Here is a 21468-nt window from a genome sequence, read left to right as displayed (position 1 = left end):
AGACCGCTCCGGTGATCATGATGAAGAACACGAACCCCACGCCCGCCAGGATCATCGGGACCTGGGACCGTGGCGTCGCCTGGGGGCCCCTGAGCGGGGGGACGGGGGGCCGCGCCTGCGTGCCGCCCAGGTCGAAGGCGATGCCGCAGTAGCCGCAGGTGTAGTGCGTCTGCCCGGGCTTGAGCGCGAAGGGCGCGTTGCAGTCGGGGCAGCGGGGTGCTCTGGGTCCGGTCCGAGCCATGGGGTGGATCTACCATCCCCGCGCCACGGGCTGGCCGGTTGAAACACAGAAGCCCCCTTTCTCCAGCGTGGAGAAAGAGGGCTTCCGGACTCCCGTCAGGAGTGTGTTTCAGCGACTACGGGACGGTGGCCTTGATGGACACGCCCGTGAACGCGCTGTAGCCGCGCACGGAGACGTACCAGGTGCCCGCGGCGGGGCTGTTCAGGGTGCACGTCTCCGCGTTGCCGCTGGCGTACGGGCGGCAGTTGTAGGCGCTGGTGGTGGGCTGCGAGCCCTGGCGCACGTAGAGGTCCGCGTCACCCGTGCCGCCCGACTGCACGACGGTCAGCGTGGTGGCGCCGGCGGGCACCGTGATGGCGTAGTGCGTGAAGGAGCTGGCCGCGCCAGACAGGCCCGTCTTCTCCAGCAGCGTCGTGCCCGGAGGCGTCGTGCCGTTGATGGTGTTGTTGATCCACGTCTCGAAGGACGACACGCGGCCGTACAGGCCCGGGTAGCGCGAGTCCGCGCAGCCGTAGCCCCAGCTCACGATGCCCGCGAGGACGCGGGTGCTGCCCTTGAGGACGGTGAGGGGACCGCCGGAGTCACCCTGGCAGGAGTCCTTGCCGGGGGAGGCCGCGCCCAACTGGTCCGCGGAGATGACCTCGTCGGGGTACTTCGCCTGCACGTCGGCGTTGGTCATCAGCGCCACGTCGACCGTCTGGAGCGTGGTCGGCAGCGAGGATGAGCCGCTGCTCAGCGTGCCCCAGCCCGTGACGCGCGAGATGACGCCCGCGGCCGTCACGCCCGCGGCGGCGTCCGCCGCCGTGACGATGGGGATGGCCTTCGCGTTCGCGCCGGTCAGGTCCAGGGGAGCGGACAGCTTCAGCAGCGCCGCGTCCTTACCGATGTTCGCGTCCACGTAGCCCGGGAACACGACGACCTGGGTCACCGTGCGGACCTGCCCGTTGGTGGCCGTGCGGTTCGTGATGCCCGCGACAACGCGGCCCGGCTTGCTGATGGTGCCGCCCGAGTTCACGCAGTGCTGCGCGGTCAGGACCCAGTTCTCGTTGATGATGGAGCCGCCGCAGAAGTGGCTGCCGCCCGTGCTCTGCAGGGACACCTGCCACGGGTTCGCCGCGATGGTGGTCGCGGTGCCGCCGACGATCTCCTGCGTGGTCTCGGCGGGAGGCGCCTCCGTCGGGGCCTGCTCCTGGCTCGCCTGCGGCCCACAACCGATGACCAGCAGCGACATCACGCTCGCGGTAGCCCAGCCACGCACGACCTGACCTGAAAGCATGTGAACCTCGTCTAAGGGGGATTTGTGGAAACGGGCGCATTGTGGAGGAGCCCGGAGCTTCTTGTAAACTCCTCAAGCGCGTTTTTTATCGCAACCGGATGACAACAGTATGTTTCATTGGATTTCATCCGTTGACGCTGCCCGGTCGTTCCCACGGCGGAATTCCAGTGAACGCTTCGACGAGGAAGTCCACCATCACCCGGACCTTGGCGCTCACGTGGCGGCGGCTGGGGTAGAGGGCCAGCACGTCGATGTCCGGCAGGTGATGGTGGGGCAGCACGCGCACGAGCCGGCCCTGTCTCAGGTCCTCCGCGACGAGGAACGTGGGCTGCCAGGAGATGCCGGTGCCGGCGAGTGTCGCGGCGCGCAGGGTGTCACCGTTGTTGGTGTGCATCACGCAACGCACCTTCACGCTGGAGGACGCGCCGGTGTCATCCACGAGATGCCATTCGTCGGCGGTGGCGGAGTAGGAGTAGCCCAGGCAGGCATGGTCGCCCAGGTCCGCGGGGACCTTGGGGCGTCCGTGGCGGCGCAGGTAGGCCGGTGACGCGCACACGAGGTTGCGGGAGGTGGCCAGCTTGCGCGCCACGTGGGTGGTGGCGCCCGCGCGCGAGACGCGGATGGCCAGGTCGTAGCCCTCGTCGATGATGTCCACGACCCGGTCGTTCAGCGCCACGTCCAGCTCCACGTCGGGGTAGCGGGCCATGAAGCGGGGCCAGAGCGGCGCCAGGTGCAGGATGCCGAAGCTCACCGGGGCGTTGATGCGCAGCCGCCCGCGCGGCTGCAACGACGCGGAGGACGCCAGCGCTTCGGCTTCCGCCACCTCGTCCAGGATGGAGCGGCCCCGCTCGTAGAGCGCTTCACCTCCCTGGGTGAGCGACAGCTTGCGCGAGCTGCGGTTGAGCAGGCGGGTTCCCAGATGTGACTCCAGCTCGTTCACATACCGGGTGACATTGGCAGGCGATGTGTCGAGCGCATGCGCCGCCCGCGTGAAGCTGCCCTTCGCCACCACCGTCACGAAGACCTCGAATGCGCGCAGCCGGTCCATCCCCTGCCTCCTCAAGATTCACAAAAGCTGAAGGGTTGAACCATCTTCGCTGCCTTCTTCCAAGGGAAGCTGAACCCTATGTTTCCTTCATCGACGGGGCACGACGCCTCGCCGGGTGGTTGCTCTCCCTTCGCGTCCTGGAGTCCGTCATGTCCTCCTTCTTCACGTCGTCCCGCCGCACCCTGCTCGCCGGCGCCGCCGGTCTGGGCGCTTCGCTGATGATGGCCTCCGCCGCCAGGGCCGCGTCGGGCCCGTCGCTTCCCCGGGGCTTCGAGGAGCGCTACGCCGACGTCAATGGCACCCGCCTGCGCTACGTCATCGGAGGCCAGGGCTCGCCGGTGGTGCTGCTGCATGGCTACACGCAGACGGGCCACATGTGGCTGCCGCTGCTGCCCGGGCTCGCCCAGCATCACACCGTCATCGTGCCGGACCTGCGCGGCGCGGGTGGCTCCTCCAAGCCTGCTTCCGGCTACGACAAGAAGACGCTGGCGGTGGACATCCACGCGCTGACGACCTTCCTGGGCCATGAGCGCGTGCGCATCGTGGGACACGACATCGGACTGATGGTGGCGTACGCCTTCGCGGCCCAGTTCCCCCAGGCCACGGAGCGGTTGGTGTTGATGGATGCGTTCCTGCCTGGCGTCGGGGACTGGAAGCAGGTCTGGCTGCTGCGGGACCTGTGGCACTTCCACTTCACCGGCGAGACGGCCCTGGCGCTGGTGAAGGGCCGGGAGCGGACGTACTTCGAGCACTTCTGGAACGACTTCGCGGCGGATCCGAAGCGCTCGGTGCCGGAGGCGGACCGGAAGTTCTACGCGAAGGCCTACGCGCAGCCGGGCGGGATGCAGGCGGGCTTCGAGTACTTCAAGAGCTTCGAGCGCGACGCGCAGGACTTCGCCGGGTTCGCGGCGACGCCGCTGACGATGCCGGTGCTGGTGCTGACGGGGGAGAAGGCCAGTGGCAACGGCCTCATCGAACAGGCGAAGCTCGTGGCGTCCAACGTCCAGGGCCAGGTCGTCCCCGGCTCGGGGCACTGGCTGATGGAGGAGGCGCCCCAGGTGGTGATTCCCGCGCTCACCACGTTCCTGGATGCACCGTGAGGGACGCGGCTTTGGCGCCGCGCTCGGGCCAGGGCACCACGCCGAGCGCATCCGCCGCGAGCAGGAAGTCGCCCACCATCCGGCCCTGGGCTTCGAGCATCGCCGGGGAGGCCGTCGCCGCGAGCACTTCGCGGCCCCGCTCGCGCCACGCCGCGTCCTGCGTGAGGGCGTGCAGCGCCGCGAGGAAGCGCGCCGCCGCCACGTTGTGCGCGAAGGGACGCTCCCGCCTCGCGAACATGCCCACCGCGTCCCCGTCCGGCGTCTGTTCGTAGAGCGCGCCTCCTGACGGATCCGCGAAGTCCCGCGTCATCGCCCGGCCCACGCGCAGGGCGGCCTCCCGGTAGCGGGCTTCCCCCGTGGTCCGCGCGAGCAGCGCCAGGGCCCGGCCCAGTGCCGCCGCGTCAGCCAGGAAGCGCGGGCCCGAGTGGGGCGTGGCCTCGCGCCACACCTCGCCGTCGCTTCCCACGTGGGTCGCGAGCAGCACGTCCAGGGCCTTCCTCGCGGCGGCGAGGGATGCGGCATCGCCGGTCGCTTCGTGCAGCGTGACGAGCGCCGCCACGGCGAGCCCGTTCTCGCGCGCGTACACATGCGTGTCCACCCACGGCATGCCGAGCGCCCGGCGGCCCGCGTCGTCCCGCGCGTAGTACACGTGCCCGTCGACGAACGGAATGCTCCGGTCGTGCGCGCCCACGTCCGCGTCCTGGTTCGCGTGGAACGTGCCGTCCGGTGCCTGGAGGAAGCGCTCCAGGTAGCGGGCGATGCCGCGCGCGTCGTCCAGGAGCGTGGGTGTCTTGAGCAGGGCCCAGGCCCGCGCGTAGGCCTCCAGGTTCGAGGCCTGCATGAACATCAACTTCTCGAAGTGTGGGGCCTTCCAGTGGGGCGCCGCCGAGTATTGATAGACGCCGCCCCACACGGGGTCGAGCACCGCGCGCTGCCGCTCCAGCGTGTGGGTGATGCGCTCGCGCGCCGCCGCATCCCCGCGCGCGGCGCGGAGCACCTCGAACTCCACGTTGGCCCCGAGCGGCGCCTTCTGGGTGCGGCCCCAGCCACCCTCCTTCGGGTCGTACCAGCCGTCCATGCTCCGGGCCACGCTGGCGGTCACCCACGGCAGCATCGCGGGGGACGCGCGCAGGTCCAGCGACAGGGGGCGCGCGGTGTCTCGGGATTCGGCCTCCAGGGCCTCCACGCGCTGGAGGAGGGCGCGCAGTCGCTCCGGCGCGAGGTAGCCCCGGTACTTGCCCACCTCCTCCGCGCCCGGCGTCAGGAGGATTGTCGCGGGCCAGCCGTAATCCACCCAGCGCTCCGCGAGGTCCGGCCGCGCGTCCACGTCCACGCGGATGGCCACGAAGCGCTCGCGCAGCAGCCGGCCCACCTCCGTGTCGCGGTAGGTCGTCTCGTCCATCACGTGGCACCAGTGACACCACTCGGCCGCGCCATCGACCAGGATGTAGCGGCCCTCGCGCTTCGCCCGCGCGAAGGCCTCCGGGCCCCACTCCTCCCAGGTGAAGGATTGCGTCTGCCCCAGGGCCCGGGCCCGGACGATGTCCACCGCCGGGGGCGTGCCCTCACGCACGTGGCCTCCGGGCGCGGCGGCGCGGTGGCAGGCGGACAGGGTGAGCACGAGGAGCAGCGCGAGGGGCGGTGGAGCACGGTGCATGTGCTCCACGGTACGGCTCCGGGGCCTGGACGGTTTCACCGGCGGGTCAAGGCAGGGGGCCGTTGGTGACGACGAGGTCGTCGATGAAGCCCCGGGAGTCGCCGGACGCGGCGGGCTGGTCGTCACTCACGAGGGTCCGGTCGCCCGTCTTCCCGGCCAGCCACGGGTCTGCGTTCGTGATGGGGAGGTCCACGTTGAACATGCGCGGTCGCGCTGGCGTCCTTGGCCGAATCCATGAGCACGGCGATGCCCGTGTGGAGGGACTCCGCTCAACCGTGCTTTTCCGTACCACCTGCGCAGTGTCAGGGTTTACGCAGCCGGCGCGTGCGATTGCTTGCCGCGGGATGGAAGACGGGCTCGTGCCAGGCTGCTTCCTGGCGGCTGTTGTGGATTAGGATTGCAGCGCTGGCGTGGCCGGGACCGCCCGCGGGTCAGGGGATGATGAACATGCAGTGGATGTCGGGTCGGATGTGGGCTGTGGTGTGGGTGATGGGCAGCTTGATGCTGGCGGGATGCGGATCCTCCACGTCCTCACAGGACGCGGGCCCTCCGGACGATGCGGGCACCCTGGACGACGCGGGCTCTTCTCCCGACGCGGGTCCCTCTCCCGACGCTGGCAATCCAGACGGTGGAGAGACCGCGGAAGGCCTTCCGTGCGAGCGCACTCTGGGCGTCTGCGCGGGAGCCCGGCGCGCCCGGGTCGACGGTGTCCATGAATCGGTGTGCACGTCGCGCTCGTATGGCGCTGCGTACGAGGACGTGGAGACGCGCTGTGACGGCGTGGACAACGACTGCGACGGGGTGACGGATCCTCCCGCCCGGTGGTCGAAGGTCGCGTCGCTGACGGAAGCCAGCACCCGGAACAATGTGAGCAGCCTCCGCGTGGCGGACGGCGTGCTGCTGGCGACGGTCGGCTCGGTCGGGGTGGCCCGGCTCACGCGGCTGGATACCTCCCTGGCTCCGCTCGAAACCACGGAGGTCTCCGTGGCCGTCGTCACGCCGGAGTCCTTCAGCACGATGTACAGCCAACTGCTGGCCACCTCGCGGGGGCCCGCGCTGTACTACTCCTCGTCGGATGGGATGCCGGACAACACGCGGGGCTTTCTCATCCCGCTCGATGCGCAGGGGCATCCCCAGCCGGGGCCGCGGGGCGGCACGGTCCTCTTCGACCATCCCGTAGCCCGGGTCTCCAGCCGGGTGGCCCTGTCGGCGGACGGTTCGCGGGTGTTCGCGGTCTGGAAGGACGCTGCCAGCACGACCAGGACGGCCCGCGAATTGATTGGCACGGTCACGGACCTGGATGGACAGGTGCAAGTCGCCCCCAGGTCCCTGTTCCAGATCCGGCCGCCGTCGAGCGCCACCCTGACGGATGTGGATGTGTTGCCCTTGCGTGATGGCGGCTTCCTGGTGTCGGTCATCGAGGACGCCCTGGAAGCGGAGGGGGGAACGCTCCGGCTCCAGCGCTTCGACAGCGAGCTGCTGCCCGTTGGCGACGAGCGCTCCTACGAGCCGGGATACGAGGCCCGGCCCAGGCTCGTGGACCTGGGGGCGGAGGCCGGTGGGCCGCAGGCGTCCGCGGCCCTGGTGATGCGCAACCTGGAGGGCTTCTCCTCGCTGAAGCTCATGAAGAACCTCTTCGAGGGAGGCGCCGCCGAGCCCCTGACCCGGACGACCTCCAGCGAGCACGCCTGGTTCGAGCCCCGGATGACGTCACGGGGACTCCAGGTGGCCTGGCTCTCCGCCAGCTATCAGCCGCCGTCGGGAGGCGAGGACTGGTTCAACTGGCGCGGTCGCTTCTGGGGCCTGTCGCCGGGCGGTACACCCAGGGACTGGACCCCCGGCACCGAAGCGTTCCCCCTGCACCGGTACGCGCAGTGGGTGCTGCTGGAGGAGCTTCCGGAGAACTGGATGGGGGCCTTCGTGATGACCTCCACGCAGACGCCGGAGACGCACGAGCTCCAGGCGGTCCGCTACTGCGCGCCCTGAAGTCCGGGGCGCGCTACTCCGCGATGAAGGTGAAGCCCCCGGCCACGTCCAACCGGTAGCCGGGGTCCTCGAACACCACGCGCGTGCCGGTGCCTTCCAGCATCTCGCGCACGTGGCTCACGTGGACGCGCAGCGAGTTGTCGTGCAGCCGCGGGTCGTAGTCCGCGTTCCACATGGCGCGCACGCAGTCCTCCTTCGACAGCGTGCGTCCCGGCTGCCGGGCCAGCGCGTACAGCAGCCGGCGGGGCAGGGCGCGGCGCTCCAGGGAGACGACGCGCCCCGGGGCCCGCAGCTCGTGGCGTTTCGCATCCAGCACCACCGCGTCCGCTGGGCTGGCCGGCGCGACCGCGACCGCTGCGGGTGGGGAGGCGAGGGTGCCGAAGAGCTCCGGAATCAGCTCTGGATCCACCTCGCCCTCCGCCGCCGTGCGCGCGGCGTGCTCCAGCGCCTCCTCCGCTTCCCTCGCGCGGCCCGCGTGCCGGTGGAGCGCGGCCCGGGCCAGATGGCCCAGCGCCCGCTCCAGCGCGAAGTCCACTCCGAGCGCCATCGGCTCCAGCGCGGCGAGCAGCCCCGTGGCCCGCACGGAGTCCCCCTGCCGTGCCGCGCTCCAGGCCGCCAGGGCGCGCTGCCGGGCCGCGATGCCCGGGCGCACCTCGCGCGGCTCCACCGTGACGGGGACGTCCTTCGGTCCTGGCGCGTCCAGGGTCCTCGCCACCTGCACGGCCCGCAGCAGCCCCAACACGCCGCGCGCCCGGATGTCCGCCTCCACCGCGTCCAGCAGCGCCTGTCCCTCCGCGCGCCGGCCCAGCTCCAGCAACATGCGGCCCGCGCCCACCCGGCAGAGCAGCCGCACGAAGAGGTAGCCGGCGCGCTCCGCCCGGCCTTCCGTCTCCCGCAGTGCCAGAAGCGCCGCCCGCCGCTGTCCCAGCTCGCCCCGCACCCACGCGGCGATGCAGTCCAGCTCCAGCGCGAGCCGGGGCGCCCCCAACTGTCCCAGCCGCTCCCGGGCGCTCGCGAGCGCGGCCTCGGCTTCGGTGAAGCGCCCCAGCCGGCTCAAGATGCCCGCGGACATGGCGGCGACGAGCGGGCCTCGCGAGTCGAGCGGCGCGTCCTCCAACAGCGACACGCACCGGGCCAGCGGCTCCGCCAGCTCGCTGTCGCGGCCTTCAATCCACAGCATCAGCGCGCGGGCATAGGCGCACCAGCCCAGCACCCGCCGGTCCCCTCCGGACTCCGCGTCGCCGCCGGCCGCCGCCGCGGCGCCGTCCAGCATCGCCAGGGATTCGTCCAGGCGCCCCTGGAAGAAGCGCAGCGCCGTGAGGGCCAGGAGCTGCTGGAGGAACACCTCCGCGCTGCCAGGCACCGGCATCGCCTCCAGGGTGCGCTCGCACGCGTCCGGCTCCAGGGCGAAGAGGGCCACCCGCACCAGCACCGTGCCCACGCCCTCGCGCAGGGCTTCGGTGCCCGGGGCTCCGTCCGACGCCTCCAGCGAGGCCCGCAGCGCCAGGAGCTCCGGATAGGCCCGGCGAAGGTCCAGCAGCCGCACGCGCGCTCGGGCATGCGTGAGCCGCACCTCCGGCGTGCGCAGCGGGGCGGGCAACGAGTCCAGCAGGGAGAGCAGCTCGTCGGCGGCGCCGTGGCGCACCAGCGCTTCCCCCTGCGCGACGATGAAGGCCGCGCGCGCCTCGTGGCGGCCGAGCGCCTGGAGGTGGCGGCACACCGAGCGCACCCGCACCACGGCGGGCAGGGGTTCGAGCTCCAGCACCTCCAGCAGGGTCGCGTGCGCGGCGTTCACCTCGTCCGGTCCGAGCATCGAAACGAGCGCTTCGCGCACCAGGTCATGGACGCCGTGCCGGCCCCGCGCGTCCGTCTCCACCAGCAGCCGCGCGCCCAGCCGCCGCAGCGAGGCGTCCGCGGTGCTTCCGGGCAGCACCGCCTGGAGCGTGCTCGCGGTGAGCGGCACCGCGCTCAGGGCCAGCACCGCGGCCAGACGCCGCTCGTCGTCGGGCAGCGCCGAAAGCGCCGCGCGCACCGGTTCGTCTCCTCCGGTGTCGCCGGCATGGGCGCGGCGCAGGAGGAAGGGCAGTCCGCGCGAACGGCTCCACGCGGCCTCGAAGCCCTCCCGCTCCCCATACAGCGTGCCCAACTGCCGCCACAGCAGGCGCGCGGCCTCTTCCGGCAGGCCATCCAGCCGCAGCTCGAAGCGGTCCGGGCTGGTGGCGTGCCGGGGCACGGACTCGCGCGAGGTGGCCAGCAGTGTCCCCTTGCGCAGCCGTCCGCCCAGGTCCTCCAGCAGCACTTCACGCTCCGGGGGCCCCAGCACGTGCAGGTCGTCCAGCACGCACAGCGCGCGGTGGGACTCCATCTCCCGCACCAGGTCCTCCAGGCGGGACGCATCCGACAGGGCCTGGGCCACGGGCGCTTCGCGCAGGAGGCGGCGCACGTCGTCCACCACCGTGTCCAGCGTGTCCCCGGGCAGGACGCGCCGGTGCACGACGGGGCCCCGGTGCCGCGCGGCCACCGCCGCCACCAGCGCGGACTTTCCCGCTCCGGGCAGGCCGTAGACGACCCCGGTGTGCACGCGCCGGAGCATCTCCCCCAGCCGACGCACCTCCTGGGCACGGCCCACGAAGACGGCGGGTGGACCGAGCCCCGGGGTGGATGGCGTGCGCATGGCGCCCGCCATTGTAGGGTCGGAATGGCCCCGGCTGGCAGCCTGCCGTTATTTCGCGGTGACCGTGCCCGGCATCGGTCCGCCGCCGATGTCGTTCAGGTAGCTGGACATGTAACCCACTCGGTTGGCCACCGTGCCGACGTCGCCGTTCGCCGTCGGGGACATCATCAGGGAGATGGCCTCCTCGGGCGTCGCCGCATTGGCGATGTCCATCGCCCACTGATCCGGCCCGAGCAGCCTCATGTTGTAGGGGGCAATGCCGTGCTCGGGGTCGTGGGCCGCGACCCAGTCCCTGGCGATCTGCTGGACCTGCTGGGCCTCCTCGTTCGTCCAGGTCATCGTCACCGTCTCGCCAAAGCCTGTCATTCCTCCGAAGGACTGCCGCAGGCCATCCACACTGCCCAGGTTCACGCCCGAAAGGGTGGCCGCGTAGGTCTGGGTAGATGGGTCGCCCACGGTGCCCGCGATGTCGAGCGTCACCGGGCCAATCTGGCCGGAGTATTCGAACTCCTTCCGGCCGTCGTCGTAGGTCGTGTACGTGTACGCGTCGCTCACCGGGGTGTTCTCTCCCAGTGAGATGCCCACCGTCAGCTCCGTGGACACCTCTCCGGAGACGACCTGGACGGTCGCGGCGTTGGAGGTGCCCTTCGCGGCGTCGTTGCCGGGCAGCTCGCCGGTGGCCATGAAGCGGTCATAGGCCTCCTGGCCCGCGGGGGTGGAGATGTCGAAGTCCACCTGCCGCGCGGTCTGCTGGTCCACCTTGCCCGTGGTGGACAGGCCGACCTCCACGTCCGCCACCTTGAGGCTGAGCCCGTTGGTGCGCGACATCATCTCCGTGGGCCCGATGGTCACCCGGGCCGTCTTGTCGTCCACCTTGTTGATGGCGATGGACATGCCCTTGGCGCGCTCGACGCTCTCGTTCACCGTGACGTCGAGCACACTGGCGATCTTCTTGAAGGTCACCGACAGGCCGGTCTCCATGAAGGCCTCGCCGTGCATCTCGATGGTGGTCCCCACCGGCAGGTTCTCCGGCGCGAAGGGGCTCAGTTGCACGGCGGCCTGTTCGACAGAGGTGATGCCCGCCGCGGCCGTGGTGGGCACCGACACCTGGTAGGACCCGCGGGCGCCCACCGCTCCGGAGGCGGTGGCGTCCACGCGGGACGTCTCCACGCTGGCCTCTGCCTTGACGCCGACCTCCGCCTCCACGCTGAAGGTGGTCATGTCGCCGTCGGTGCTCTGGCTCCGCTCCAGCTCGCTGTACGCCGCGACCTTCACCGTGAAGGGCTTGGATTTGAGCTCCGCCTCCACCTCGGCGCTCTCCTTCACCGACACGCCGTTGGCGGTGACGGTGAGGCTGCTCTCCATCCCCGCGCTCACGGAGAGCGAAGTCTTCGCCGTGGCCGGCAGGGACGGGGCCTGGGGGAGCGCGGGCGCACTGAAGGGGTCCAGTACGGGGCTGCGCTGGGGGCTCCGGGCCAGCGCGGGCGTGAAGCCGTCCGCGAAGAGGCTGGGGCCCTGCTGGGGCTTCGCGGCCGGAGCCGGTGCGGGTGCCGCCGTGCTGACCGTCCCCTGCGGCCTGCCCACGTTCGGCTTCTGGATGAAGAGGCTGAAGGGCTTGTGGCCCTGGATGAGTCCCGACATGTGCGTCCCCCTGGTGATTCCCCTGGAGGCGTTGTCGCCCAGGTCGTGAATCCAGTGGCATTAAGCCGGGTTAAATCCGCGTCGCTCCCCCTCAGGTGTCATCGAGGCTGAGCCCGCGCAGGTGGTTGACGTCCCCCCAGGTCACCATCCGGAACTCACCTGCGTGGAGGTCGAACTGGTTCCAGCTCGCGTTGAGCACGGAGAAGGCGCGCGGCGTGGTGGGGGGGATGCCCAGGCAGGCGCGAAGGAGGCTGCTGAGCAGGCCCCCGTGCGTGACGACCACCACGCGGGCCTCCGGGTGCCGGGCCCCGAGCTCCTCCAGGCACTGGAGCGCGAGGCGCAGTCGCTGGGACGTGCTCTCCCCCTGGGGGATGGAGAAGTCGGGTCCGCCGGCCGCGTACTCGGAGAAGACCTCCGGGTGGCGCTGCTGGGCCTCCGTGCGCGTCAGCCCTTCGAGGATGCCCAGCCCGCGCTCGCGCAGGCGCGGGTCCTGGCGGACGTCGTGGCCCGTCTTCGTGGCGATGCGGGACGCCGTCTGCACCGCCCGGTCCAGGTCGCTGCAATAGAGGGCCTGGAAGGGCAGGGAGGCGAGGCGCGCCGCGAGCGCGTCCGCCTGCCGCAGCCCTTCGCGGCTCAGCGAGCTGTTCAGGTGCCCTTGCAGGCGCCCCAGGGCGTTCCACTCCGTCTCACCGTGGCGGAGCAGGATGAACTCGGTCGTCATGGGCCCCAGCGTGGCGGGACGCCAGCGGCGGAGCAAGCCAGATGCGCGGTAGGCTCCCGGAAGACGCGGTTGTCTGGCTTTGTGTGAGGGATTGCGTGGGGTTCGTGATAGGCTTCAGGCAATGAAAAACAAGAGCGGGTGTTGGTTGCTGGGTGTGTCCCTCTTCCTCTTGCCCCTGGCGCCTCCGGCGGAAGCGTCAGGTGGACGGGGAATGAGCTGGGCGAAGGTGTCCCATTCCTCGGGAGTCGACGAGGTCGGGTGCTGGGGTTGTGATGCCTATGTCGGAGAGACCTCCTGCACGACGGCCCTCCCCTTGCTGTGCATCCGCCAGGATGGCTCGGCGCGGCCAGCCCAGACCCCCGCCAGCTACTATCCCTCCTGGGCGGCCGGGAACATCGCGACGACCCTTCCCATCTCCGGCTCGCTGCTGACGAGCCTGTCGTCCGCCAACCAGATGTGCGTCCAGTTCTTCGGCGCCGGCTGGCGGATGGCGGAGTTCCACGACGCGGGCGGGTGGGGGTTCAACGCCTACGGCAACGTCCGGACCGACACCCGCTTCTGGGTCCACATCAACGACCAGCCCGCCAACTGCTGGAATCCCTGAACCGCGTTGACGGTCGTGGCGGGAGGAAGGGCCACAGCGCCTCCTCCCGCCTGACGCGGCGGACGACTCGAGGGTCTAGCGCGGCGACGGCGACCGGCAGCCGGAGCCCTTGCCCTGGTTGTTCACCACGATGGTGTAGTCGTTGTAGTCCACCACCTTGTCATTGTTCAGGTCCGCCGCGGGGGGCGCGGGAGGCACCCGGTAGCCATAGTTGCTGAGCACCAGGTTGTAGTCCGTGCCATCCACGCAGTAGTCCTGGTTGGTATCACCGAGCACCGGTGCGGGCTTCGAGTCGGCGATGCCGGTGAACGTGCCCCCCGTGGCGGTCGACAGCTTCTGGAGGAAGGCCTGGAAGTTGGAGATGGACGCGAGGGTGCGCGGCGTGGGCATGTCTCCCTCGATGATGACATCGCGGGGCTCCGAGGGCGTGCCGGTCAAGGTGATGAACGGGTCCATCAGCGTGGCGTAGATCGCGACCGGGAATGTCGTGATGGGACTGGGGTTGTTGGGGTTTCCCGTCCGGGCCTTGTTGAGGAGCTTCCAGTTCCACGAGTTCACGGTGGGGGTGGTGGGGTCCTGCGACGTGCTCAAGGGGCCGGCGCACTGGTCCGTGGGCAGCGTGTTGTTGTCCTCTCCATCGGAGTAGAGGTGCAGGAGCTTCGCCGCGTTGACGCTGTCCTTCTTGTAGGCGTCCAGCGTGTCGAGGGCGGCGCAGGCCGCGTGCGCAAGAGGGGTTCCTCCCGTGGGACCGAGCATCGCGTTCAGGGTGCCAAGGGTCGTCCCGGCGGACGCGAAACCCTGGACCTGGGAGGAGGTGGAGTCCTGGAAACGCCACACCGCGAAATAGTGGTTGGAGTTGTTGTTCGCCACCGCGCCCTTCGCCAGCTCGATGGCCGCCTGGAACCGGGTCTTGCCGGAGCCATCCGTGCGGAGGGTGGCCATGGAGCCGCTGGTGTCCACGAGGATGAGGTGGTGGAACTCGGTCGGAGGCGGCGGGAACTGCGCGCGGGCCTCCTGGAGGGGCAACAACAGGCTCAGTGCGGCAGCCGCCAGCGTCGGAATGGCAAGTCGCTCAAAACGCATTTGCATGCTCCGGGGGTGAGGGGTCATTGCTCAAACGTCGGGGGCTTCGTGCGGCAGCCTGTTCCCTGGTTGTTGACGACAATCGAGTAGTCGGCGTAGTCGACCACGCGGTCGCCATTCACATCCGCGGCGGGGTTCGCGGGCGGCACCCGGTGGCCATAGTTGCTGAGCACCAGGTTGTAGTCCGTGCCATCCACGCAATAGTCCTGGTTGGTGTCGCCATACACGGGCATGGGGCTCGTGTCGGAGATGGGCATGTAGGTGCCTCCCGAGGCCGTGGATACGCCCGACAGGAAGGCCAGGTACGCGGGCGGGAGCGTCGCGCTCATGGACTCCTCCGGGCGCTCGGTGCCGCTGTCCTCGCGGACAGGTTCCCCGGAGCCCGCGAAGGTGAGCTGGTTGGCGAAGACATCCACGTCGAACACCAGCCGGAACGGCGCCGCGCTGTCCCGCAGCGGGTCCCCCGTCTTGAGCATGTTGCGCACCTTCCACTGCCAGGAATCGACGGCGAGGTTTGGCCAGGCCGTGGTGCTGGACGGGCCGTGGCAGAGCGTTCCGGGGGGCGTGCTGTTCTCCTCGCCGTCGGAGACCAGGTGCACCACCTTGCGCGCCTCGACACCCGGCTCGTGCTGCAACAGCTCATCGACGGCATCACAGACCGCGTAGGCCAGGGGCGTCACGCCATTGCCCACGGCCAGCTTGGCCAGGGTCGCGATCGTCACCTTCGCGCTCGCGAAGTCCTGCGCCTTGACGTACGTCGTCCCCTCGAACGTCCACACCGCGTAGGAGCGGGGCAGCGCCGACGGCAGGAGCGAATAGGTCCGGGCGCGCGTGATGGCATCCGCGAAGCGGGTCCGGCCGGTGGACGGACGCACCGCCTGCATGGAACCGCTGCGGTCGATGAGCAGGAGGATGTGCTCCTCCGTGAAGTTCTGCGCCTGGGCTTCGCCGCCCCTGAGCATCAGCGCGAGACCGGCGAAGGCCAGCGCGCGCAGGGCGGCGCCGTACACCGTGGATGTCTTCATTGCATCTCCTGGGAGGACTGCTGGAATGTCTGTCACCGGGCTTCAGAGCCCCTGGGGCTTCAGAGCCCCTGCACCTGGACGGGCAGGAGCGTGTCGTCCCGCGTCCCGTCCCCCAACTGGCCTTCGCCGTTGTAGCCCCAGGCCCAGGTGGAACCGTCCGAACGCCGGGCCATGGAGTGGTAGTCCCCTGCGACCACGGACACGACGTTGCTCAGGCCCGCCACGTACACCGGGGTGTAGCGGTGATCGAGCGAGCCATCGCCCAACTGGCCATCGAAGTTGAAGCCCCACGCCAGCACGAAGCCGTCTGACTTCAGCGCGAGGGTGTGGAAGTCCCCGGCGACCACGGACACCACGCCGCCCAGCCCGGGCACCTGCGCGGGGAAGGCCCTGCTGGAGATGGTCCCATCCCCCAACTGGCCCGTGGCGTTGTAGCCCCAGGCCCACACCGTGCCGTTCGAACGCAGCGCCAGCGAGTGGTAGGCCCCGGCGGCGATGGTCACCACGCCTGTCAGCCCCGTCGCCTGCACCGGCAGGATGCGCCAGGCATTGCTGCCATCGCCAATCTGGCCGTCGAAGTTGTAGCCCCAGCTCCACACGGTGCCATCCGAGCGCAGCGCCAGCGAATGGCTGTGCCCGGCCGCGATGGCCACCACCCCGGACAGGCCGGAGACCTGCACGGGCAGCAGTCGGTCCGTGGTCGTCCCGTCCCCCAACTGGCCGTAGCGGTTGAACCCCCAGGCCCACACGGTGCCATTCGAGCGCAGCGCCAGCGAGTGGTAGCTGCCCGCGGCCACGGCGGAGATGCCCGACAGGCCCGCGACCTGGAGGGGCAGGGTGCGGTTCGTGGTCGTCCCATCCCCCACCTGTCCCCGCTCGTTGCCCCCCCAGCTCCACACCGTGGTGTCACCCTTGAGGACCACGGTGTGCCGGTACCCGGCGGACACGGACACGACGTTGCTCAGGCTGGTCTGCCTTGGGATGAGGCTGTCGATGTCCGTGCCATCGCCCAACTGCCCTTCGAAGTTGTCCCCCCACGTCCAGACCCTGCCGCTGGAGTCGAGCGAGACGGAGTGGAGCTGGCCCGTGCTCGCTCCCGCGTTGCCCAGGGTGAGGTTGCCCGCACGCACGGGGCTCACCTTCGGTTGGAAGGAGCCATCCCCCAACTGGCCGAAGGCGTTGTCCCCCCACGACCACACCGAACCATCCGCGCGCAGGGTCAGCGAGTGCTTGTAGCCCGCCACCAGGGTGGTGCCGCCCGTGAGGCCCGTCTGGAGGGGCAGGAGGCTGCTGGTGGTCGTCCCATTGCCCAGTTGACGATAGCGATTGTCACCCCAGGCCCACACCGCGCCGTCCTCGCGCACCGCCAGCGAATGGTAGTTGCCGGCGACCACCGCCATCAGGTCGTTCAAGCGCACCTGCACGGGCAGGGAGCGGTTGACGGTCGTCCCGTCGCCCAACTGGCCGTTGGCATTCAGGCCCCACGCCCAGGCCGTGCCATCCGAGCGCAGCGCCACGGCATGCGAGGCCCCGGCCGACAGCGTCGACACGTTCGCCAGGTTCTTCACCAGCGCTGGCGCACCCCGGGACGTCGTGGTGCCGTCCCCCAACTGGCCATACCGGTTCTCACCCCAGGCCCACACCGTGCCGTTGGATTGCAGCGCCAGGGAGAGGTTGCCGCCGGCCACCACGGCGATGATTCCGCTCAGCCCCGTCACCCGCACCGGGACCGCGCTGCTGGTGGCCGCGAGCGTCCCCAACTGGCGCGCGCGGTTGTCACCCCAGGCCCACACCGTGCCGTCCGAGCGCAGGGCCAGCGAATGGGCGAACCCGGAGCCCACGGAGAGCACTCCATTCAGTCCGGAGACCCGCACGGGCACGGTGCTGGCCGTCAGCGTCCCGTTGCCGAGCTGGCCGGAGGAGTTGTCTCCCCACGACCACACGCTGCCGTCCGCGCGCAGGCCCAGCGAGTGATAGTCGCCGGAGGACACGGCCACCACGTCGCCCAGGTTGCTCACCCGCACGGGCGTGGGGCTGTCGGTGAGCGCGCCGTTGCCAAGCTGGCCCTGGCGGTTGAACCCCCAGGCCCACACCGTTCCGTCCGAGTGCACGCCCACGGAGTGGTACTGGCCCAGGGCCAGCCTGGACGCCGAGGAGCGGCCGCCCAACGGCGAGCGCACCTGTCGCAGGCGCGGCGCGTCGTCGCCGTCCACGGGCCCGCAGGCCGAAAGCAGGCACGCGCCGAGCAGCACTCCCAAGGTCAGACGCCAGAGCCCCGTGGGGGGCTGCTTCATCCCGGACATGTGCATTCCTTTTGTCCCGGGTGCCGTCAACGACGGCACCAGGTCTTCCCTTCGGGGTCCTTGCAGCCTTCCAGCACCCAGCGCGCGATGAGGCCCCGCACCTGCGCGGGAAGCTCGGTGCCCGCCATGGGCATGCCGGGCTTCGCCGCGACCAGTCCGTGCTCCGCTTCCAGGGAACGGGTCTCCAGGCGGCGCCAGAACTCCTCGCCTGACTTGCGGCCCAGGTAGGCCTTCAGCCCCTCCGCGTCCGCCTTGAAGGCCCCGGCCGCGCGCGGGCTGGTCGCGTGGCAGTGGACGCAGGTGGCGTCCCGGAAGAAGGAGCCCCAGAGGTAGGGGATGAACGCGGGCGGCACCGCCTGGGGGACCGCCGCGGCCTCCAGCTTGAGCTGGGCGACGCTCGCATCCAGCGCGCCCTCCGCTTCGGTCCTCGCCGCGCCGAACCAGCGGTAGAGCAGCTTCGCGTCGTCCAGGGACAGGTCCACCACCGGCATGAGGCGCGTCCTGCCCGGCACGCTGGCCTGGCCCTTCGCGTACGCGTGCAGCCACTGCGCGGTGTGCAGCCCCAGCGCCAGGGGACCCCGGCCCGCCATGGGCTTCGTGCCGCCGTGGCAGGAGCCACAGCGCGCGGTCCACAGCGCTTCGGCTGCCTTCTTCTCCGGCTCCGTCAGCTTCGCGGGCACTTCCTCACGCAGGGGCTCGCGCACCGCCAGCAGCGCGGCCACGGAGCGCAGCGCCTTGGGGGTCAGCGCGGGGTAGGCCATCATCCGGGGCGCCCGACCGCCGTCCTTCGAGGACAGGCTGGCGGGGCGCCGCAGGAAGGCCGCGAGCCGCTCCCCGGACACCCGGGGCACGGCGCCGCCACCGGGCTCCACCGCCTCCGGTGCATTCATGTACGACAGCGGCGAGGTGGCCATGCGCACCAGCTTTTCCTCGCGCACGGGCACGGCGAAGTAGCGCGCGTCGCGCTGCCCCTGGTGGTTCAGGCGCGCGACCTCGTTCAATTCCGCGTGGCAGCCGTAGCACTGGCTGTCGTTCCACCGGCCCAGGCCGTTGCCGAAGCGGGCCTGGGGCTCGGTGCGCTTCGGGGTGTGGCAACCCACGCACTCGGTCGCCTCCGGCCCGCTGGCCGCGGCGAGGACGGGCGTGCTCCACGCCAGCAGGAGCAGGACGAGCAGCTTCATCCGCCGCTTCCCGGTGAGGCGGTGATGCGCACCCAGGACGGCTCCGCCTGCAGGTCGGCCATGCCTTCCGTCACGGCGCGGAAGTCCGCCGCCGTCGACGTCTCCCCGGCGTCCAGGCACCGCGCATAGGCCTCCACCAGCACGTAGCCGGACACCGTCCACGCCTCCGCGCCCACCTGCGCCGGGGGCAGCTTCTGGAGGATGCATCCGCGCAGCTTCTGCTTGCGCGCTTCCGGGTCCTCCGGTTCGACGCCTTCATTGCCCGAACACGCGGCCCAGCCGAAGAGCCCCGCGACGACCCACATCCCTCTCCACATGGTCAGACGTCCTCCTCACGCCGGAGGCGGCCATGGCGCGCGCCATGGCCGCTTCCGGGAGTTGTTGCCGCGAAACGGGAAGCCCCCGGGGCTATCCGAACGTCAGGGACAGCGGCGCGGGCGTGCAGATGTAGGCCTGCTGGCCCGCGGTGAGCGCCGTCATCGTCGCCGTCTGGGCGGTGAGATCCAGGGTGAAGGACTTCATGTAGATCTCCCAACCCACCTGCGGATCCGACGTGACGAACAGGTAGGGCGCGGTCTGGGCCAGCTTCGCGGACTCGAAGAGGACATCCCAGCTATTGCCCACCAGCTCGCTGGCGGCGTTGGTGCTCAGCACGCCGGCCTGCACGAGCCGCTGGTTGATGGGGCCCAGGCTGAGCCGGGCGCTCGCCGGGTCGCACAGGGGCACGGTGGCGCGCATCATGATGACCGCGTGCGTGTTGATGAACGCCATCGTCGCGGCCTCTTCCTCGGGGAGGAAGTACACGCTCAGGCTGCACAGGGTGGGGTAGTTGCCGGCGAGGACCTTGGGCCGGTAGGCCTCCGGCATGTAGGCCGTCATGGCCTTGATCTCCTCGGACGGCTGGCAGGCGCTGGCCGCGGTGACCGCGTTGAGCCGGGCGTCGGTGATGCCGTTCTGGGAGATGAAGCTGTTGTATTGGTTCAGCCGGTGCGCCGTCGGGGTCAGGTTGAGGATGACCCGGCGGAACCCGCTGGCGCCGGAGACGCCCGTCGAGACCTGCTCATACTTCGTGTAGTAGACGGGGCCGCGCGTCATGCCCATGTAGGGCACGAAGACCATCTCGTTCTGCTGGATGCGGCGGACGTAGTCGAGCGGCGGGGACGTCTGGGCATTCGCGGCCGGAGCCAGGACGAGCAGGCTCAGCACGGCGAGGGTGATGGCGTGTTGGATGCGCATGGGGGTGTCTGCCTGGAAGGAGGAAAAGGAAGACGCGGGGCCACGGCCCCCCGGGGGGAAACTCCCCCGGGAGACAGCCGGCCCCGCGCTTCCGGTCAGGCCCTTACGGCTGGCCCAGCATCGCGCGGCAGCCGGCGTCCGCCATGTCCCAGTAGGTGCGGCCCGACTCGAACCCGCCGATGAGGCACGTCACGTTGAGGTTGGTCTTGGCGTTGAACTCGGTGGGACCCGGGTTGTACTGGACGTAGACGACTTCGTTCTTGTCCAGGATGAGCTTCTCGTAGTTGGCGCGCAGCGTGAAGACGGAGTTGACCTGGTTGGAGACCTGGCCGTTGACCGGCGTCGTGTAGCGGCGCACTTCGTTGAACAGCTCCGTCTGCAGGCGCTGCTGGACGGCGTTCACGACGTTGATGAAGTTGGCGTCATTGGGAGCGCGGGGACCCCAGGTGCCGTTGGTCTGCAGGTACTCGATGCGGATGCCGCACGCGTTCTCCGCCGTGCACTGGGTCAGCCGCTCGAAGAAGCCGCGAACTTCGATGTCCACGCAGGAGCTCAGGTGGAAGGCGGCGAAGGTGCTCGCCTGCTCGAACATGGACTTCCAGTTGATGTTGAAGCGCGCCTGGCGGGTCAGCTCGCTCGTGCGAACGGTCCACTCGACCTGCGCGTTGACGACGTGGTCCCACTGACCGCCGCTGCTCATCATGGCGCGCAGCGGGCCGGCCCAGTTGGGCAGCGTGGTCGCCTGGAACGGGATGTCCTGCGCCACGGTGCTGTTGCCGACCGGCGGCGCGCTGGTGAACTTGTACATCACGTTCGTGTCCAGGTCGTACGGCTGCGTCGGGTCGTCGTGCGTGAAGCACTTGGGAATCGTGACGTTGCGCACTTCACCCGTGGACGGGCTGGTGACCTGGATGATCTCCTTGTCGCACTTGATCTCCACGCGGCCGTTCGGCGGCGCGTAGCCGGAGAGCATGAACTGGCTGCGGGCCGCCTTCGACGGGGCCGGGGCGATGCGGAAGCCCTTGTTGAGGGCCTCCGTCTGCAGCAGGCCCAGGGCGCCCAGGTCGCTGGTGGTGGAGAACGAGCCACCCAGCGTGGTCAGCTCCTCGCCCGCGAAGAAGCCGAAGGACGGGGTGTAGGCGGTGATGTTGAAGCGCGGGATGGGATTGGTGCTCAGCGGCGACTGCACCGCCACGCCACCGCGGCGCGGGATGTAATAGACAAGCTTCAGGTCGTCCGTGTCACCCAGCAGGGTAAAGGCATCCTGCACGGTGGCGGAGAAGTTCTGTGCCACGGGGCGGGCCGAAGGAGACATCGGCGCGGCCATGGCCTGGGTGGAGGAAAGCGCGATGACGGCGGCGGACATCAGCAGTTTCTTCATGTGTCTGGGTCTTCCTTGATGCGTGTGGGGTGTAACAGAGGGCACACCCGTCTCGTGTCCGCGCACCGGAAGGTGGCGGATTGTGTCTGGCATTACCGTGGCACGGCTGTCTTCCAGCGCGTGCGACAGGGATTTGCATGGAGTCAATGCCCAGGCCTGTGTGCGCAACGCGTGGTTCGCACACTGGGTCTGCTGTGAGACGTGATGGATTCCCCCCCGATCCAGGGCACGGCAGACCTGCCTGGATGGGACACAGCATACAGAAAGAAGACATCACGGAAAGTGAAAATCGAACTAGTCGAGAAAAATAG

The 21468-nt window shown here is 70.1% G+C and carries 18 protein-coding genes; 3 read left to right on the top strand and 15 right to left on the bottom strand.

What is annotated here, in order from left to right; all coding sequences use genetic code 11:
• The 3 genes from D7V88_RS05985 to D7V88_RS05975 all read right to left on the bottom strand — a co-directional run.
• On the bottom strand, window positions 1-241 hold a 241-nt coding region (locus D7V88_RS05985; RefSeq protein WP_504813515.1), incomplete at its 3' end, for an Rcat domain-containing protein.
• A 115-nt stretch (window positions 242-356) separates the two neighbouring features.
• Window positions 357-1517, bottom strand: coding sequence for a trypsin-like serine protease (locus D7V88_RS05980; protein WP_120539635.1), 1161 nt, complete (start codon window positions 1515-1517; stop codon window positions 357-359).
• A gap of 124 nt (window positions 1518-1641) precedes the next feature.
• Window positions 1642-2565: a LysR family transcriptional regulator gene (locus D7V88_RS05975; protein WP_120539634.1), complete on the bottom strand. Its 924-nt coding sequence runs from the start codon at window positions 2563-2565 to the stop codon at window positions 1642-1644.
• A 149-nt stretch (window positions 2566-2714) separates the two neighbouring features.
• Between D7V88_RS05975 and D7V88_RS05970 the strand changes: the two genes are divergently transcribed.
• Window positions 2715-3665 carry an alpha/beta fold hydrolase gene (locus tag D7V88_RS05970; RefSeq protein ID WP_120539633.1) on the top strand — a complete coding sequence of 317 codons (951 nt, stop codon included), beginning with the start codon at window positions 2715-2717 and terminating at the stop codon, window positions 3663-3665.
• On the opposite strand, the gene D7V88_RS05965 is transcribed toward D7V88_RS05970, so the two are convergent.
• Window positions 3640-5322 carry a DUF255 domain-containing protein gene (locus tag D7V88_RS05965; RefSeq protein WP_120539632.1) on the bottom strand — a complete coding sequence of 561 codons (1683 nt, stop codon included), beginning with the start codon at window positions 5320-5322 and terminating at the stop codon, window positions 3640-3642. The two genes, D7V88_RS05970 and D7V88_RS05965, sit on opposite strands and share 26 nt — an antisense overlap.
• 46 nt (window positions 5323-5368) lie before the next feature.
• Window positions 5369-5524: a hypothetical protein gene (locus D7V88_RS42915; RefSeq protein WP_158625011.1), complete on the bottom strand. Its 156-nt coding sequence runs from the start codon at window positions 5522-5524 to the stop codon at window positions 5369-5371.
• 266 nt (window positions 5525-5790) lie between these two features.
• On the opposite strand from D7V88_RS42915, the gene D7V88_RS05960 reads away from it, so the two are divergent.
• Window positions 5791-7308 carry a putative metal-binding motif-containing protein gene (locus D7V88_RS05960; protein ID WP_147448632.1) on the top strand — a complete coding sequence of 506 codons (1518 nt, stop codon included), beginning with the start codon at window positions 5791-5793 and terminating at the stop codon, window positions 7306-7308.
• Between the two features lie 13 nt (window positions 7309-7321).
• On the opposite strand, the gene D7V88_RS05955 is transcribed toward D7V88_RS05960, so the two are convergent.
• From D7V88_RS05955 to D7V88_RS05945, 3 genes are all read right to left on the bottom strand, one after another.
• On the bottom strand, window positions 7322-9982 hold the full coding sequence (locus D7V88_RS05955; RefSeq protein ID WP_120539630.1) for a winged helix-turn-helix domain-containing protein: 2661 nt from the start codon (window positions 9980-9982) through the stop codon (window positions 7322-7324).
• A gap of 48 nt (window positions 9983-10030) precedes the next feature.
• Window positions 10031-11623: a hypothetical protein gene (locus D7V88_RS05950; RefSeq protein WP_120539629.1), complete on the bottom strand. Its 1593-nt coding sequence runs from the start codon at window positions 11621-11623 to the stop codon at window positions 10031-10033.
• Window positions 11624-11714: 91 nt separating this feature from the next.
• Complete coding sequence (locus tag D7V88_RS05945; protein WP_120539637.1) at window positions 11715-12344, bottom strand: histidine phosphatase family protein; 630 nt, start codon at window positions 12342-12344, stop codon at window positions 11715-11717.
• A 211-nt stretch (window positions 12345-12555) separates the two neighbouring features.
• Here D7V88_RS05945 and D7V88_RS05940 point away from each other — a divergent pair, with 211 nt between their 5' ends.
• A complete protein-coding gene (locus D7V88_RS05940) occupies window positions 12556-12948 on the top strand; it encodes a flagellar hook-length control protein (RefSeq protein WP_244238008.1) in 393 nt (130 codons plus the stop codon).
• A 75-nt stretch (window positions 12949-13023) separates the two neighbouring features.
• Here D7V88_RS05940 and D7V88_RS05935 read toward each other — a convergent pair whose 3' ends face one another.
• The 7 genes from D7V88_RS05935 to D7V88_RS05905 all read right to left on the bottom strand — a co-directional run bounded on the left by D7V88_RS05935 (window position 13024) and on the right by D7V88_RS05905 (window position 21157).
• Window positions 13024-14031: a VWA domain-containing protein gene (locus D7V88_RS05935; RefSeq protein WP_158625010.1), complete on the bottom strand. Its 1008-nt coding sequence runs from the start codon at window positions 14029-14031 to the stop codon at window positions 13024-13026.
• 23 nt (window positions 14032-14054) lie between these two features.
• Entirely contained in the window at window positions 14055-15056 is a 1002-nt protein-coding gene (locus tag D7V88_RS05930; RefSeq protein WP_120539626.1) for a hypothetical protein, read from the bottom strand.
• A gap of 59 nt (window positions 15057-15115) precedes the next feature.
• Window positions 15116-17359 (bottom strand): RCC1 domain-containing protein, encoded by a 2244-nt coding sequence (locus tag D7V88_RS05925; RefSeq protein WP_120539625.1) that lies wholly within the window; start codon window positions 17357-17359, stop codon window positions 15116-15118.
• Between the two features lie 26 nt (window positions 17360-17385).
• The gene (locus D7V88_RS05920) at window positions 17386-18540 is read right to left on the bottom strand and encodes a hypothetical protein (RefSeq protein WP_120539624.1); all 1155 of its coding nucleotides are present in this window, start codon (window positions 18538-18540) and stop codon (window positions 17386-17388) included.
• Window positions 18537-18857, bottom strand: a complete 321-nt coding sequence (locus D7V88_RS05915; protein ID WP_244238007.1) for a hypothetical protein — start codon at window positions 18855-18857, stop codon at window positions 18537-18539. The genes D7V88_RS05920 and D7V88_RS05915 overlap by 4 nt, the downstream gene beginning before the upstream one ends.
• A gap of 91 nt (window positions 18858-18948) precedes the next feature.
• Entirely contained in the window at window positions 18949-19776 is an 828-nt protein-coding gene (locus tag D7V88_RS05910; protein WP_244238006.1) for a hypothetical protein, read from the bottom strand.
• A gap of 103 nt (window positions 19777-19879) precedes the next feature.
• Window positions 19880-21157 (bottom strand): hypothetical protein, encoded by a 1278-nt coding sequence (locus tag D7V88_RS05905; RefSeq protein ID WP_120539622.1) that lies wholly within the window; start codon window positions 21155-21157, stop codon window positions 19880-19882.
• Window positions 21158-21468: the final 311 nt, after the last annotated feature.

Source organism: Corallococcus terminator (genome assembly GCF_003611635.1).
Classification (GTDB): Bacteria; Myxococcota; Myxococcia; order Myxococcales; family Myxococcaceae; genus Corallococcus; species Corallococcus terminator.
The sequence above is the reverse complement of the archived record's forward strand: the minus strand, read 5'-3'. Positions and strand labels throughout refer to the sequence as shown.

Coding starts and splice junctions, on each gene's coding strand:
- D7V88_RS05945 (WP_120539637.1), bottom strand. CDS start 12,344: ATGACGACCGAGTTCATCCTGCTCCGCCACGGTGAGACGGAGTGGAAC.
- D7V88_RS05940 (WP_244238008.1), top strand. CDS start 12,556: ATGAGCTGGGCGAAGGTGTCCCATTCCTCGGGAGTCGACGAGGTCGGG.
- D7V88_RS05960 (WP_147448632.1), top strand. CDS start 5,791: ATGTGGGCTGTGGTGTGGGTGATGGGCAGCTTGATGCTGGCGGGATGC.
- D7V88_RS05915 (WP_244238007.1), bottom strand. CDS start 18,857: ATGTGGAGAGGGATGTGGGTCGTCGCGGGGCTCTTCGGCTGGGCCGCG.
- D7V88_RS05975 (WP_120539634.1), bottom strand. CDS start 2,565: ATGGACCGGCTGCGCGCATTCGAGGTCTTCGTGACGGTGGTGGCGAAG.
- D7V88_RS05950 (WP_120539629.1), bottom strand. CDS start 11,623: ATGTCGGGACTCATCCAGGGCCACAAGCCCTTCAGCCTCTTCATCCAG.
- D7V88_RS05955 (WP_120539630.1), bottom strand. CDS start 9,982: ATGCGCACGCCATCCACCCCGGGGCTCGGTCCACCCGCCGTCTTCGTG.
- D7V88_RS05935 (WP_158625010.1), bottom strand. CDS start 14,031: ATGCGTTTTGAGCGACTTGCCATTCCGACGCTGGCGGCTGCCGCACTG.
- D7V88_RS05910 (WP_244238006.1), bottom strand. CDS start 19,776: ATGCGCATCCAACACGCCATCACCCTCGCCGTGCTGAGCCTGCTCGTC.
- D7V88_RS05930 (WP_120539626.1), bottom strand. CDS start 15,056: ATGAAGACATCCACGGTGTACGGCGCCGCCCTGCGCGCGCTGGCCTTC.
- D7V88_RS05920 (WP_120539624.1), bottom strand. CDS start 18,540: ATGAAGCTGCTCGTCCTGCTCCTGCTGGCGTGGAGCACGCCCGTCCTC.
- D7V88_RS05965 (WP_120539632.1), bottom strand. CDS start 5,322: ATGCACCGTGCTCCACCGCCCCTCGCGCTGCTCCTCGTGCTCACCCTG.
- D7V88_RS05970 (WP_120539633.1), top strand. CDS start 2,715: ATGTCCTCCTTCTTCACGTCGTCCCGCCGCACCCTGCTCGCCGGCGCC.
- D7V88_RS42915 (WP_158625011.1), bottom strand. CDS start 5,524: ATGTTCAACGTGGACCTCCCCATCACGAACGCAGACCCGTGGCTGGCC.
- D7V88_RS05980 (WP_120539635.1), bottom strand. CDS start 1,517: ATGCTTTCAGGTCAGGTCGTGCGTGGCTGGGCTACCGCGAGCGTGATG.
- D7V88_RS05925 (WP_120539625.1), bottom strand. CDS start 17,359: ATGTCCGGGATGAAGCAGCCCCCCACGGGGCTCTGGCGTCTGACCTTG.
- D7V88_RS05905 (WP_120539622.1), bottom strand. CDS start 21,157: ATGAAGAAACTGCTGATGTCCGCCGCCGTCATCGCGCTTTCCTCCACC.